The following is a 13,644-nucleotide window of genomic DNA, read 5'->3' as shown; positions in this document are numbered from 1 at the left end:
GGCGTGGGCGGGCGGGTAATCTCGACCAGCAGCGTGCCGCCCTCGGTCACGGTGCGCGGCAGGGGGTGGAGCAGCGCCTCGCCACCGTCCCATGCGACGATGCCCTCGCCGCGGGCGGGAATGCGGCGGACGAGGCGGGCGGACAGGATCGTGCCGGCGCGCAGGGCGTCGTCGGGTTCGATCCGCGCCTCGACGATGGTGTCCCCCTCGATCCGCGCGGCGCGGATCTCGCCGATGCCGCGCTCGACGATCCAGTCAGCCAAGCGGGACGCCGGCGGTTTCGAGCAGCGCGCGGGTGTCGAACAGCGGCAGGCCGATCACGCCCGAATGGCTGCCCGACAGGAAGCGGACGAACGCCTCCGCCCGCCCCTGGATCGCATAGCCACCGGCCTTGCCCAGCCCTTCGCCGCACGCGACATAGGCGTCCATCTCGCGCGGTTCGAGGCGCTTGAACGCGACGATCGTGTCACTGACACGGATACGCGCCGTCCCGTCGGGCATCAGCAGGCACACCGCCGACAGGCAGTGGTGGCGGCGGCCGGAGAGCAGGCCGAGCAGTTCGCGCTGGACGTCCTGCGTAGTGGCGGGGGGCAGGATGCGACGGCCGACCGCGATGGTCGTGTCGCCGGCCAGCACCACCGCGCCCTCCTGCGGCCCGATCGCGCGCGCCTTCGCCTCGGCAAGGCGGAGGGCATAGGGGCGCGGCAGTTCGCCCTTCAGCGGGGTTTCGTCGATGTCGGGCGCCTCGACCCGGTCGGGCACCGCGCCGATCCGCGCCAGCAGGTCGCGGCGACGCGGCGAGGTCGAGGCAAGGATCAGGCGCATGGCCGAGCGTCCGGTCATGCGGACCCGCTTACTTGAAGCGGTAGGTGATGCGACCCTTGGTCAGGTCATAGGGGGTGAGTTCGACAAGGACTTCGTCGCCGACCAGCACGCGGATGCGGTTCTTGCGCATCTTGCCGGCGGTGTGCCCCAGGATCTCGTGATCGTTCTCGAGCCGGACGCGGAACATCGCGTTGGGCAGCAGTTCGACCACCTGGCCGCGCATTTCGAGAAGTTCTTCCTTCGCCAAACAGATACCTCGTGAAATTGTGGCGCACCGGCAACCGGGCGGGTTCCCATAGGCGCTGCGTCGAAAAAAGGAAAGCACGAACGACCGGACCCGCGACGCGCACGGCCGGTCGACGCTGTAATGGCGAGATAGGGAGTGGCGGCGGGGAGGGCAAGGGTGGCCCCACCTTCGTCATTCCCGCGCAGGCGGGAATCCATTGACGCTGACCGTCATGCAGGATTCGCTACGGTAGCGTCTATGGATCCCCGCCTGCGCGGGGATGATGGATGGCGTTACGCCGGGTTATGCTCCTTCAGGAACGTCGTCATTTCCTGCAGGAACTGCAGCCGGTCCTGCCCGCGCGAGAAGAAATGGTCGCCCAGCGGCTGTTCGACATAGCGGTGCGGCTTGCCGGCGCGCTTGAGTTCGGCGGCCAGCTGGCGCGACTGGGCGACGGGTACGCGCTTGTCGACCTTGCCGTGCATCAGCAGGATCGGCGTCGCGAAATCGCTGGCGTGGAAGCGCGGCGAGACCGACTGGAAATCGGGCGCCTGGTTCCGCAGCCAGTCGCCGATGGTGCGGCCGTTGAGGAACTGGCTGTCGTAGCGGCGCAGCGCGGCGAGGTCGGACACGCCGGCATAGCTGATGGCGCAGCGATACAGCTTGCCGTCGCGTTGCGCCGCCCGCATCGCCGCATAGCCGCCGTAAGAGGCGCCGACCATGCAGACGCGTTTCGGGTCGGCGATGCCTTCCTTCGCCAGATGGGTGACCGCGTCGTTCAGGTCGTCCTGCATCTTCAGGCCCCATTGGCCCGCGCCCTTCTTGGCAAAGGCGACGCCATAGCCCGACGATCCGCGATAGTTCGGCTGGACGACGACATAGCCGATCTCGGCCAGATATTGCGTCCACCAGTCCCAGCCCTCGCTGTCGCGTGCCGAAGGGCCGCCATGCGGCAGGACGATCAGCGGCAGGTTCTTCTGACCTGCGCGGTGGCGCGGCATGGTCAGCACCGCCTCGATGGGGGTCCCGTCGCGCGCGGCGTAGCGGATGGTGCTGACGGTCGAGAGGCGGCGGTTTTGCAGCGCCGAACTGTTCCACGCGATGCGGTTCATCTTCGCATTGCCGGTGTCCCAGAAATACAGCCCGCCGGGCTGCGACGCCGTGCCGACCTCGATCAGGAAGCGGCTGCGGTCGCGGTTCCACGACACGATGCGGGCGCGGCGATCGCCGACCGATCCGTCGATCGCCTTCTGCAATTCCCTCAGCCGTTCGTCGAACCAGACCGAGCGTCCGAACTGGCCGATGACGCTGGCGCCGATCACGTCGTTCTCGTCGGCATTGTCGATGATGCCGTCGACGTCGTAGCCCTCCAGCGCGTACAGCTTCTTGCCGAGCTTCAGGTCGGGGAGCGACACGTCGTACAGCGCGGTGAAGCCGTCGTCGTCGTCGAACGCGACCGCGGTGCCATCGGCGCGGAAGGTCAGCGGGATGGTGATCCCGTCGGCGTCCTTGCGCGCGCGGCGGGCGACGGTGCGGAAGCTCTCGTTGTTGTTCGCGCGGTAGAGCAGCGCCGAACTGCGCGAACTGTCGTTATACTGATAGGCGGCGCGGACCTGACCCTCGCCATCGGCATACCAGCTGTAGACGTTCGGGCGCCCCTGCGCGACGCGGCGCGACTTGCCGGTCGATACGTCGATCTCGAACACCGAGGGGTAGAAGTCCTCCTCGCTCTGCATGCCGGTCTGGCGCGACAGCAGGATGCGCGGGCTGCCGTCATGCGCGACCCACAGCACGTCGTCGGCACGGACGCCAGACGCGGTCCAGTCGAGCCGGCGCGTCGTCTTCATGTCGGTGCTGACCGCCAGCACGCGGGTGACGTAGATGTCGTGGCCGTAATAGTCCTGCTGCGCGCCCAGCCCGATCAGCAGCCAGTCGTCGTTGACCCATCGCCACCAGTTGATGTCGGTATTCTCGGGCGCGCCCAGCGTGTGGCGGTCGTTCGCATTGACCAGCGACGTGATGAGCAGCACCTGCTGTCCGCCCACCGCACCCTTGGCCAGCACGCGGGTGCCGCCGGGCGACAGCTTGGGCGATTCGAGCAGCGGCAGTTCGGCGAAGGCGGTGATCGGCACGACGGCGGCGGGATCGGCCGGGGCCGATGCGGGCGGGCTTTGCGCCGGCAGCGCCCCGGCAAGAGCAATCGCGATCCAAGGCAGCCACCGCATCCGACATTCCCCCACGTAACGGATTCGGGGTCGGGAACAGGTACGGCACCCCCCGGTGCCGCCCGTCGTTCCGCTGTCGAAAAGCCCCCGCCGTCCGGTCGACAGGGTAGCTCGTGGGCGGCGGGGTGCAACCGGGAATCGCCGGGGTTGGCGCCGTCCATATCGGAACGGATGTCACCCCGGCGCAGGCTGGGATCTCCCGGTGGTAGCGCGCGGCAGGAGTCGACAGAGACCCCAGCCTGCGCTGGGGTGACGTTTCCGTTCGGGTGGATCAAACGCTATCCCGCGCCACCCCCGGCCAGTGCCGCCAGCAGCAGCAGCGCCACGATGTTGGTGATCTTTATCATCGGGTTCACCGCCGGCCCCGCGGTGTCCTTGTACGGATCGCCCACCGTGTCGCCGGTGACGGCCGCCTTGTGCGCCTCGCTGCCCTTGCCGCCGTGGTTGCCGTCCTCGATATATTTCTTGGCATTGTCCCACGCGCCGCCGCCGCTGGTCATCGAGATCGCCACGAACAGGCCCGAGACGATGACGCCGAGCAGCATCGCGCCCAACGCCGCGAACCCCTGTGCCTGTCCGGCCACCAGCGTCACGACGTAATAGACCGCGACGGGAGAGAGGACGGGGAGCAGCGAGGGCACGATCATCTCGCGGATCGCGGCGCGGGTGACGATGTCGACGGTGCGGCCGTAATTGGGACGGCTGGTGCCGGCCATGATGCCGGGGTCGTCGCGGAACTGGGCGCGGACGTCCTCGACCACCGAACCCGCCGCCCGGCCGACCGCGGTCATGCCGAACGCGCCGAAGAGATAGGGGAGCAGCGCGCCGAGCAGCAGCCCGACGATGACGTACGGATTGGACAGCGAGAAATCGACGGTCAGGTCGGGGAAGAACAGCTTCAGGTCGGTGGTGTAGGCGCCGAACAGCACCAGCGCGGCGAGCGCGGCGGAGCCGATCGCATAGCCCTTGGTCACCGCCTTGGTCGTGTTGCCGACCGCGTCGAGGGCGTCGGTGCGGCGGCGGACTTCGTCGGGCAGGTTGGCCATTTCGGCGATGCCGCCGGCGTTGTCGGTGACCGGGCCGTACGCGTCGAGCGCGACGACCATGCCGGCGAGCGCCAGCAGCGCGGTGGCGGCGAAGGCGACGCCGATGATCCCGGCCAGCTGGTACGACGCGACCACCGCGACGACGATCACCAGCGTCGGCAGCGCGGTCGATTCGAGGCTGATCGCCAGCCCCTGGATGACGTTGGTGCCGTGGCCGGTGACGCTGGCCTTCGCGATCGACTTGACCGGGCGATAGGCGGTGCCGGTGTAATATTCGGTGATCCACACCAGGGCGGCGGTGACGACGAGGCCGATCATCATGCACCAGAACAGGTCCATGCCGGTAAAGCTCTGTCCGGCGACCGGCGCCTGTGCGCCCAGTGCCCCCTCGACGGTCAGCGTGTCGCCGCCGGGATCGAGGAAGCCCGCGCCGCCGATCACGGCGTTCAGGTCGCCCAGCGCCCAGCTGGCGGCGAAGTAGATCGCCGGGACGGCGAGCAGCGCGGTGGTCCAGAACCCCTTGTACAGCGCACCCATGATCGACTGGCCCTTGCCCAGCCGGACCATGTAGGTGCCGAGGATCGAGGTGACGATGCACACCCCGCCGACGATCAGCGGCAACGCCATCAGCCGCAGCAGTTCGGCGGGCGGTGCCTGTACCAGCAGCGCGATCGACACCATGGTCAGGCCGATGGTGACGACATAGGTTTCGAACAGGTCGGCGGCCATGCCGGCGCAGTCGCCGACATTGTCGCCGACGTTATCGGCGATGACCGCCGGGTTGCGGGGGTCGTCCTCCGGGATGCCGGCCTCGACCTTGCCCACCAGATCGGCGCCGACGTCCGCCGCCTTGGTGAAGATGCCGCCGCCCAGCCGCGCGAAGATCGAGATCAGCGACGCGCCGAACGCCAGCGCGGTCAGCGCCTCCACGACCTCGCGGTCGCCCGGACCATGGCCGGCGATGGCGACGAGATACCAGAAGATGCCGGCGATCGCGAACAGGCCGAGCCCGGCGACCAGCATCCCGGTGATCGCGCCCGAGCGGAACGCCATGGTCAGGCCCCCCTGCAGCGAATGGCGCGCGGCTTCGGCGGTGCGGACATTGGCGCGGACCGAAATCTCCATGCCGACATAGCCCGCCACGCCCGACAGCACCGCGCCGATCACGAAGCCGACGGTCGACAGCGCGCCCAGCGTGGGGAACAGGATGATGGCGACGATGACGCCGACGATGGCGATGGTGCGGTACTGGCGGCCCAGATACGCCTTGGCCCCTTCCTGGATCGCGGCGGCGATGTCCTGCATCCGCGCGTCGCCCGCGGGTGCGCGCAGCACCTGCATACTGGTGAAGATGCCGTAGAGTATGGCCAGCGCGGCACATGCCATGGCCAGATAGACGATCGTCATCCGCAAACCCCTCCTGCATGGGGTCGCCCGGCTGTCTCGTCGGGTCGATGCCCCTGAAGCCGTTCAGCTTATGCCGATGGGCGGGGGGCGCAACCGTTAATTCCTTCCCGGCACGGGGAGGCTCTGGTGCTGGTAACCCAGCCGGTCGGGGAGGGGGATGGGTTGGCCGTTCCGGAACAGGTGCAAGCCTTCGCCCTGCGCGAACGAGCCGATGCGGGTCGCGGCGACCGGCGGCTCGCCATCGCAGGCGAACAGCAGTTCATAGTCGTCGCCCGCCGTGGCGGCACTCAGGGCGTCGTGGCCGAACGCTTTTAGCTCATCCGACAGCGGCACGCTCGCGAGATCGATCGTCACCGCAAGGCCGCTGGCCGCCGCCATGCGGCGGGCGTCGATCAGCAGGCCGTCGGACACGTCCATCATCGCATGGACATGGGGGGCAAGCGCCTGTCCCGCCGCCAGTCGCGGGGTCGGACGGCGGTAGCGGTGCAGGAGCGTCGCCGGCCCCGCCGCCCCTCGCGCGATGGCGAGGCCCGCGCCGGCATCGCCGATCGTGCCGGTGACCCACAGCGCGTCGCCCGCCCGTGCGCCGTCGCGGCGGGGTGCATAGGGGCTGCGGCCGATGGCGGTCAGCGACAGGATGCGCGGGGCGCGTGGGGGCAGCTTCACCGTATCGCCGCCGAGCAGGGGGCAGGCGAAGGCGCGCAGGACGTCGGCCAGCCCGGACAGGAAGGCACGGTCCCATGCGTCGTCACCGATCGGGTAGCCGAGCATCACCCCGACCGGCACCGCGCCCTTGGCCGCGAGGTCGGACAGGTTGGTCGCCACCAGCTTCCACGCGACATCGGCCGGCGGATCGAGGGTAAGGAAATGCACGTCTTCGACGATCAGGTCCTTGGTCAGCACGAGGTCGCCGAGATGCGCGGCGTCGTCGGTCAGCCCAAACGCGCCGGGATGCAGCGGCAGGGTGCGCAGCAGGCCGAGGAAGTCGGCTTCGGTCATGCCGGCGCGATCCATGCGCCATGGGCGTGGGCGGTCGCCAGCATCGCCGGTTCGCCATGGCCGGGCCAGCTCTGCACGATCAGTTCCTGGCGTTGCAGGACGCGGTCGGGCTCCATGCGGACCCACGCGAGCGGGTGGCCGGGCGTGGCGCGGGCCGCCGCCTGCGCCATCATCGCGGTGATCGCGGCGCGGCGGGCGTCGCCGAGATATTGCCAGACGACCGAGTGCATCAGGACACGGGTCACGCCCTCCGCCTGCGGTTCGGCGAGCCGGTTGCGGAGCCAGTCGACCGCGTCGCCCTGCGCCAGATCGACCGGGCGGTCGCGCAGCATCGCGGTGGCGGCGGCGAGGCGCGCCTGCCGTTCGGGCTGGTCCGCCCAGATATAGCCGGACAGGCGCGCCGCGACTGCCGGATCGGTGGCGTCGAGCGGCTGGATATCGATGCCGCACACCCGGTCGATCCGGAGCGGCACCGCAGGCGGCGGGGGACCGCGCCAGTCGGGGCGGATCGTGACCGGCGCGTGCTCCGGTCCGACCGTTACCCCGCCGAGATCGAAGCGATAGCGGTCGATCAGCAGGTTGAGCCCGGCGCTCGACCCGATTTCCAGCAGTTCGAGCCGCGGACCGTGGCGCCGCGCGACCTCCAGCAGCCCGGCCATCAGCACGCCGGACCGCATCGGTTCGTTGGTCTGCGGCGGGCCGTCCAGCCATGGCAGCAGCGCGGCGTCGTGTTCGACCAGCACCCGGCGCAGGATCGGCCCGGCATCGCCCGTACCCGCGAACAGGCCGGTCAGCGCGGGATCGATGCCGGTGCGGGCGAGCGCATGGAGGCCCCCGACGAGGCGCAGCGGCAGCGCGTCGGGGATCGGTTCGCCCGGCCAGTCGAGCACCGCCCGGCCGGTCCGGCCGTCGCGGGTGAGGGCGGTGGCGAGCGCATCGCACACGGCGGCCGTGATCGGCGCGTCCATCGCCGCGCAGAAGGCGGCCTGCTGGCGAAAGGCTTCGCGATTCGTCGGTTCGTCGGCCATGGCGCGCGTGTTGCGCCCGCCGCTGGCCCCAAGTAAAGCCCGCCGTGCCCATGACCGACCCCATCATCATCGCCGTGCCCAAGGGGCGCATCCTCGACGAAGCCATGCCGCTGCTCGCCCGCGCCGGCATCGTGCCCGAGGCGGCGTTCAGCGATCCCGACAGCCGTGCGCTGCGGTTCCGCACCGATCGCGCCGATATCGACCTGATCCGCGTCCGCGCGTTCGACGTCGCGACCTTTGTCGCGCATGGCGCGGCGCAGCTGGGCATCGTCGGGTCGGACGTGCTGGCCGAGTTCGACTATTCGGAGCTGTACGCGCCGGTCGACCTGAAGATCGGGCATTGCCGCATCTCGGTCGCCGAGCCGGCACACATGGCCGAGGGCGACGATCCGCGCGGGTGGAGCCATGTGCGCATCGCCACCAAATATCCGCACACGACCCAGCGCCACTTCGCGGCGCGGGGCGTTCAGGCCGAGTGCGTGAAACTGAACGGTGCGATGGAGCTGGCGCCGGTGCTGGGCCTCGCCCCGCGCATCGTCGATCTGGTGTCGTCGGGGCGGACGCTGAAGGAGAACGGCCTCGTGGAAGTCGAAACCATCGCCGAGGTGACGTCGCGGCTGGTCGTCAATCGCGCGGCGTTCAAGACCCGCGAACAGGTGGTGCCGCTGGTCGATGCGTTCCGCCGGGCGGTGGCGGCATGATCCGGCTGGACGCGGGCGCGGCGGGCTTCGCCGCCGACTTCGCCGCGCTGGTCGATGCCCGGCGGGAAGCCGACAGCGACGTGGCGCGCGACGTGGCGGCGATCCTGCGCGCGGTGCGCGACGATGGCGACGCGGCGGTGCGGGCGTTCACCGAGAAGTTCGACGGGCACGACCCCGACGCGACCGGATGGCGGATCGAGCGGGCGACGTGCGACGCGGCGCTGGCCGGGCTGGAGCCGGAATTGCGGGCGGCGCTGGAATTGGCGCATGGCCGGATCGTCGCCTATCACGCCAAGCAGCGGCCCGAGGATCGCGACGAGGTGGACGCCGACGGCGTGCGGCTGGGCGCGCGGTGGAGCGCGGTCGCGGCGGCGGGGGTCTATGTGCCCGGCGGCCGCGCGGCCTATCCGTCGTCGGTGCTGATGAACGTGGTGCCGGCCAAGGTCGCCGGGGTCGGGCGGATCGTGATGGTCACGCCGACGCCGAAGGGCGAGGTCAATCCGCTGGTGCTGGCCGCCGCGGCGCTGGCCGGGGTGGACGAAGTGTGGCGGATCGGCGGGGCGCAGGCGGTCGCCGCGCTCGCCTATGGCACCGACCGGATCAAGGCGGTCGATGTCGTGACCGGCCCCGGCAATGCGTGGGTCGCCGAGGCCAAGCGGCAGCTGTACGGCGTGGTCGGGATCGACATGGTCGCGGGACCGTCCGAGATCGTGGTCGTGGCCGACGGGCAGAACGATCCGGAATGGATCGCCGCCGATCTGCTGAGCCAGGCCGAGCATGACCCGACCAGCCAGTCGATCCTGTTCACCGACGATGCGGGCTTTGCCGACCGGGTGGCGCAGGCGGTCGACCGGCAGATCGCAGAGCTGGCGACCGGACAGGTGGCGCGGGCGAGCTGGGATGCGAACGGGGCGATCGTGATCGTGCCGACGCTGGCAGATGCCATGCCGCTGGTCGACCGGCTGGCGCCCGAGCATCTGGAACTGGCGGTCGGCGATCCCGAGCCGTTGTTCGCGGTGGTCCGGAACGCCGGGTCGGTGTTCCTCGGGCGGTACACCCCGGAAGCGGTCGGCGACTATGTCGCGGGGCCGAACCATGTGCTGCCGACCGGGCGGCGGGCGCGCTTCGCGTCGGGGCTGTCGGTGCTGGATTACATGAAGCGGACCAGCTTCCTGGGGATGGACGCGGCGGCGCTGGCGAAGATCGGACCGGCGGCGGTGACGCTGGCCGGCGCCGAAGGGCTGCCGGCCCATGCGAAGTCGGTGGCTATCCGGTTGTAATGGTTCGGGTATTTCTGTGCGGTTGGGCCAAAGGTCACAAAGGTCACACTCGCCACGGTTTCGCGTAGCGCGATGTTGTGCGTCGCCCCGGCGAAGGCCGGGGCCTCGTGCGGCGAGGCGTGCGCTCCATGACCGGGAGATCCCGGCCTTCGCGGGGATGACGTTCGTGGCGTGGTATGGCGGTTCTGCGCCAAAGGTCACGAAAGTCACACTCGTGCGCGATTGTGCGCCGTTCGGGTCGGGCACGGTTCGGGGGCGGACGGTTCAAAGAGCGCGGGCACCCTGTCATGGACGATGCCTGTAGGAAAGCGGGGCCTCGACTTGGGGGCAAAGGTGGGTCTATGGGGCGGCGCTTATGACCAGCAAGAATTCCCGCCCGCGCGGTGCCCGTCAGGCCCGCGCCGCCGCCCGGTTGGCTGCCGTCCAGGCACTGTACCAGCATGAGATGGAAGCGACGCCGATCCCGGCGCTCCTCCACGAATTCCACCAGCACCGGCTGGGCGCGACGATCGAGGATGTCGAATATGCCGAGGCCGACGTCCAGTTCTTCGACGATATCGTCAAGGGCGTCGATGCGCGGCGCGAGGAGATCGACGCGCTGATCGCGTCGAAGCTGTCGAGCGGCTGGACGATCGACCGGCTGGACAAGCCGATGCGGCAGATCTTGCGCGCTGGGACCTATGAGCTGCTGGCGCGGGCCGACGTGCCGGTGGCGGCGGTCATCAGCGAGTATCTGGACGTGGCCGATGCGTTCTACGACCGGCGCGAAAAGGGGTTCGTGAACGGGCTGCTGGATTCGGTGGCGAAGGTGGTTCGGGGCTGACCTTGCCTATCCATACTCCCTCCCGTTTGCTTCGAGCGTAGGTTCGAGCTTGTCGAGAACCGTAGTCGAGAAGGGGTTGCCTCGAACGACCGGGTTCTCGACGGGCGCTTCTCGACAAGCTCGAAGCTGCTCGAACCGAACGGGGTGGGTGGGGCGAGGTGGCTCGACACAACTCCCTCCGTTCGTCCCGAGTAGCTGCTGAGCTTGTCGAAGCGGCGTATCGAAGGACCTGTGTCCCCAGTGCTTCGATACGGGCCTTCGACTTCGCTCAGTCCCTACTCAGCATGAACGGGGGCGGTAGGGCGAGTGGTCAACCAGTGCCTTATCGCCCGGTTCACCGCCTCCGGCGCCTCCCACGGCACGAAATGCCCGGCGTCGACCTCGACCACGCTCAGGTCGGGCACCAGGTCGCCCAGTCCCTCCAGTTGGACCGGTAGCAGCGCGCGGTCCTGCATCCCCCATACCACCAGCGTCGGCTGCGTCACCGGCGGGAAAGGGCCGTCGAGCCACGCCGGGCGCTCGACCGTTTCTTCGGGCGTGGGGACGACGATCGGTGAGGCGCGGTACCAGTTGAGCATCGCGGTCATAGCGCCGGGATTGGCCCATTCGGCGAGATACGCCGCCTTGTCCTCGCCCGCGATTGCGCGGGTCACGAAGTTCGCGAAGCCGGTGGCGAAGAAGCGTTCGAGCCCGGCGCCGACCAGTCCCCGGTCGAGCGAGGTGTCGCGGAAGCGGGTCATGTACTGGCTGGCGGCGCGCTGTGCCGGGTCGTCGAACAGCGCGCGCTGGAAGACCAGCGGGTGCGGCGCGTTGCAGATGACCAGCCGTTCGATGCGGTCGGGATGGCTGAGCGCCGCCATCCACGCGATCGCGCCGCCCCAGTCATGGCCGACCAGCGTGAAGCGGCCGATGTCCAGCGCATCGGCGAGCGCGATCAGGTCGGCGACGATGTTGGCCGGCGAATAGTCTGCCACCGCGGGTGGCTTGTCCGAGGCGGCATACCCGCGCTGGTCGGGCGCGACGACATAATGGTCGCGGGCGAATTCGGGCAGCTGGTGCCGCCACGTCCGGTGCGATTCGGGAAAGCCGTGGAGGAAGATCATCGCCGGATGCGCGCGATCGCCCGCGACCGCGACGTCGAGCGCGACGCCGGTCGACAGCGCGATGCGGGTGAGGGCGGTCATGGGTAGCTGACCGTCTTGGGCACTTCGGGGATCGGAATGAATTCCTCGGCATCGTCGGGCACTTTCGGGAAATTGCCCGCCTTCCAGTCGGCCTTTGCCTGATCGATGCGGTCGCGGCGGGACGACACGAAGTTCCACCAGACGTGGCGCGGGGTCGTGAACGCCTCGCCACCGCACAGCATCACCCGCGCGCCGCCCGACGAGCGCAGCGTGGCGGCGATGCCGGGGCGCAGCACGTAGAGCGTCATGGGGTCGAGCGGCACGCCGTCCAGCGCGGCGTCTCCATGGGTCATGTAGAGCGCGCGTTCGTCGGCGCCGGCATCGATCGGGATCGCGCCGCCGCGCTCCAGCACGATGTCGGCATAGATCGTCGCGGCGTACTGGGTGGTCGGGGCCGATACGCCCCACAGGTCGCCCATCACGACGCGCGCGGTCGCGCCATCGCCGGTGACGACCGGCAGCTTCGCGGCTTCGACATGTTCGAACGCGGGGTCCATCTCTTCCCTGTCCTCGGGCACCGCCAGCCAGGTCTGGATGCCCGAGAGCAGCGGGCCGCCGGCGCGTTCGTCGGCCGGCGAGCGTTCGGAATGGACGATGCCGTGGCCCGCGGTCATCAGGTTGACCGCGCCGGGTTCGATCCGGGCGAAGGTGCCGAGCGAATCGCGATGGTCGATCGCGCCGCCGAACAGGTAGGTGACGGTGGCGAGGTTGATGTGCGGGTGCGGGCGCACGTCGATCCCCTGACCGGGGTCGAGTTCGGCCGGGCCCATCTGGTCGAAGAAGATGAACGGGCCGACCATCGTCCGCGTCCGGGTGGGCAGCGTCCGGTGGACCTTGAACCCGCCCAGATCGTGGGTGACCGGCAGGATCGTCTGGAGGAAGAAGCGGTCGTTTTCCATCAATCGGCGTCCAGTTCGGGATAGTGGCGGAAGATGCCGTTGTCGTTGAACGGAATCCGGCGGTCGCTGGCCAGATAGTCGGCGATGCCGGGCAGCGCGGCCACCGCATCGCGGATCGCGACCAGCCGCGGCAGGCGCGGCTCCAGCGTCGCCATCCGCCGGGGAAAGGCGTGGCGCAGCCCGTCGACCACCTGGAACAGCGAGGTGTCGACATAGGTCCAGCGATGGTCGATCGCCCAGGGGCCGTCATGCTCGCCGAGCAGCGTTTCGAACCAGCCGAGGAATTTGGGCATGCGCTGGTCGCGAAACTGCGCAGCGGCGCGGGCGGCCTCGGGACGCTGGTCGCCGTAATAGGCCCCCATGTCGACCGGATGGTGGACGGCATGCACTTCGGCGACGAGGTCGGCGATGGTCAGTTGCCACTGGTTCGCCCAGCTGCGGTCGCGGATGCTGGAGAGCGCAAGGCCGTGGCGCTCGCCCAGATATTGCAGGATGTTGGCGACCTGCGCGATGCGCAGGTCGCCCAGTTCGAGAAAGGGCGGGGCGAAGGGCGCACGCGGCGACGCCGCCATCCGGCGCTGCATCGCGTCGACGCCGTCTTCGCGGGCGCGGTCGCGATAGGCGATGCCGGCGCCCTCCATGGCGAGGCGGACGAACTCGCCGCGCCCCTGCAGCGTCGGCCAGTACCACAAGTCGTAGTTCAAGCGGCGTCTCCGGCCGCGCGGGCGCGGATCGCCAGCGCGTGGATGCGGGTGGCGAGCAGGTCGGCGAGCGCGCGATTGACCAGCCGCTGGCGTGCGACGCGCGACTGGCCGGAAAAGGCGGCTGCCACGATCTCCACGGAAAAATGCGTCTCGCCCGTGCCGTCGTCGCCCATATGGCCGGCATGGTGGTGGCTGTCGTTGGTGACGATCAGGTGCGTCGGGTCGAGCGCATCGCGCAGACGGATGGCGATCAGATCGGCGAGCGGAACGGTAGCGGTATCGGTCATCCGACCTATA

The 13,644-nt window shown here is 69.5% G+C and carries 13 protein-coding genes and 1 pseudogene; 3 read left to right on the top strand and 11 right to left on the bottom strand.

All coding sequences use genetic code 11. From position 1 onward, the window contains the following. The 7 genes and pseudogenes from QLH51_RS17555 to QLH51_RS17525 form a co-directional block, all read right to left on the bottom strand. Positions 1-263, bottom strand: a pseudogene (locus QLH51_RS17555) (ribonuclease); the annotation flags it as partial. Beyond that, the gene (locus QLH51_RS17550; protein ID WP_125661758.1) at positions 256-825 is read right to left on the bottom strand and encodes a Maf family protein; all 570 of its coding nucleotides are present in this window, start codon (positions 823-825) and stop codon (positions 256-258) included. The pseudogene QLH51_RS17555 and the gene QLH51_RS17550, both read right to left, overlap by 8 nt. 28 nt (positions 826-853) lie before the next feature. Next, positions 854-1,072 (bottom strand): translation initiation factor IF-1, encoded by a 219-nt coding sequence (gene infA / locus QLH51_RS17545; protein WP_003049127.1) that lies wholly within the window; start codon positions 1,070-1,072, stop codon positions 854-856. A 272-nt stretch (positions 1,073-1,344) separates the two neighbouring features. Then, complete coding sequence (locus tag QLH51_RS17540) at positions 1,345-3,276, bottom strand: alpha/beta hydrolase family protein (protein WP_125661666.1); 1,932 nt, start codon at positions 3,274-3,276, stop codon at positions 1,345-1,347. A 278-nt stretch (positions 3,277-3,554) separates the two neighbouring features. Then, on the bottom strand, positions 3,555-5,729 hold the full coding sequence (locus QLH51_RS17535; RefSeq protein WP_125661669.1) for a sodium-translocating pyrophosphatase: 2,175 nt from the start codon (positions 5,727-5,729) through the stop codon (positions 3,555-3,557). A gap of 96 nt (positions 5,730-5,825) precedes the next feature. Next, positions 5,826-6,728 (bottom strand): thiamine-phosphate kinase, encoded by a 903-nt coding sequence (gene thiL / locus QLH51_RS17530; protein WP_125661674.1) that lies wholly within the window; start codon positions 6,726-6,728, stop codon positions 5,826-5,828. Next, positions 6,725-7,756, bottom strand: coding sequence for a DUF2332 domain-containing protein (locus QLH51_RS17525; RefSeq protein WP_125661677.1), 1,032 nt, complete (start codon positions 7,754-7,756; stop codon positions 6,725-6,727). Before QLH51_RS17525 ends, thiL begins: the two co-directional genes overlap by 4 nt. A gap of 50 nt (positions 7,757-7,806) precedes the next feature. On the opposite strand from QLH51_RS17525, the gene hisG reads away from it, so the two are divergent. The 3 genes from hisG (at position 7,807) to nusB (ending at position 10,560) form a co-directional block, all read left to right on the top strand. Continuing rightward, positions 7,807-8,457: an ATP phosphoribosyltransferase gene (gene hisG / locus QLH51_RS17520; protein WP_125661680.1), complete on the top strand. Its 651-nt coding sequence runs from the start codon at positions 7,807-7,809 to the stop codon at positions 8,455-8,457. Then, on the top strand, positions 8,454-9,737 hold the full coding sequence (hisD, locus tag QLH51_RS17515) for a histidinol dehydrogenase (protein WP_125661683.1): 1,284 nt from the start codon (positions 8,454-8,456) through the stop codon (positions 9,735-9,737). Before hisG ends, hisD begins: the two co-directional genes overlap by 4 nt. Positions 9,738-10,092: 355 nt before the next feature. Continuing rightward, positions 10,093-10,560, top strand: coding sequence for a transcription antitermination factor NusB (gene nusB, locus QLH51_RS17510; RefSeq protein WP_125661686.1), 468 nt, complete (start codon positions 10,093-10,095; stop codon positions 10,558-10,560). A 275-nt stretch (positions 10,561-10,835) separates the two neighbouring features. Here the strand turns inward: nusB and QLH51_RS17505 are convergent, their stop codons facing one another. From QLH51_RS17505 to QLH51_RS17490, 4 genes are read right to left on the bottom strand one after another with little or no spacing between them, the layout of a single operon-like run. Continuing rightward, entirely contained in the window at positions 10,836-11,744 is a 909-nt protein-coding gene (locus QLH51_RS17505) for an alpha/beta fold hydrolase (RefSeq protein WP_125661689.1), read from the bottom strand. Beyond that, on the bottom strand, positions 11,741-12,643 hold the full coding sequence (locus tag QLH51_RS17500) for a pirin family protein (protein WP_125661692.1): 903 nt from the start codon (positions 12,641-12,643) through the stop codon (positions 11,741-11,743). The genes QLH51_RS17505 and QLH51_RS17500 overlap by 4 nt, the downstream gene beginning before the upstream one ends. Then, entirely contained in the window at positions 12,643-13,347 is a 705-nt protein-coding gene (locus QLH51_RS17495; RefSeq protein ID WP_125661695.1) for a glutathione S-transferase, read from the bottom strand. The genes QLH51_RS17500 and QLH51_RS17495 overlap by 1 nt, the downstream gene beginning before the upstream one ends. Further along, positions 13,344-13,634, bottom strand: a complete 291-nt coding sequence (locus tag QLH51_RS17490; protein WP_125661698.1) for a BolA family protein — start codon at positions 13,632-13,634, stop codon at positions 13,344-13,346. The genes QLH51_RS17495 and QLH51_RS17490 overlap by 4 nt, the downstream gene beginning before the upstream one ends. Between the last annotated feature and the right edge of the window lie 10 nt (positions 13,635-13,644).

The sequence above is a fragment of the Sphingomonas sp. 2R-10 genome, assembly GCF_030062225.1.
Lineage (GTDB): Bacteria > Pseudomonadota > Alphaproteobacteria > Sphingomonadales > Sphingomonadaceae > Sphingomonas.
Note: the sequence above shows the minus strand (reverse complement) of the source record. Positions and strands in the feature narration are given on the sequence as shown.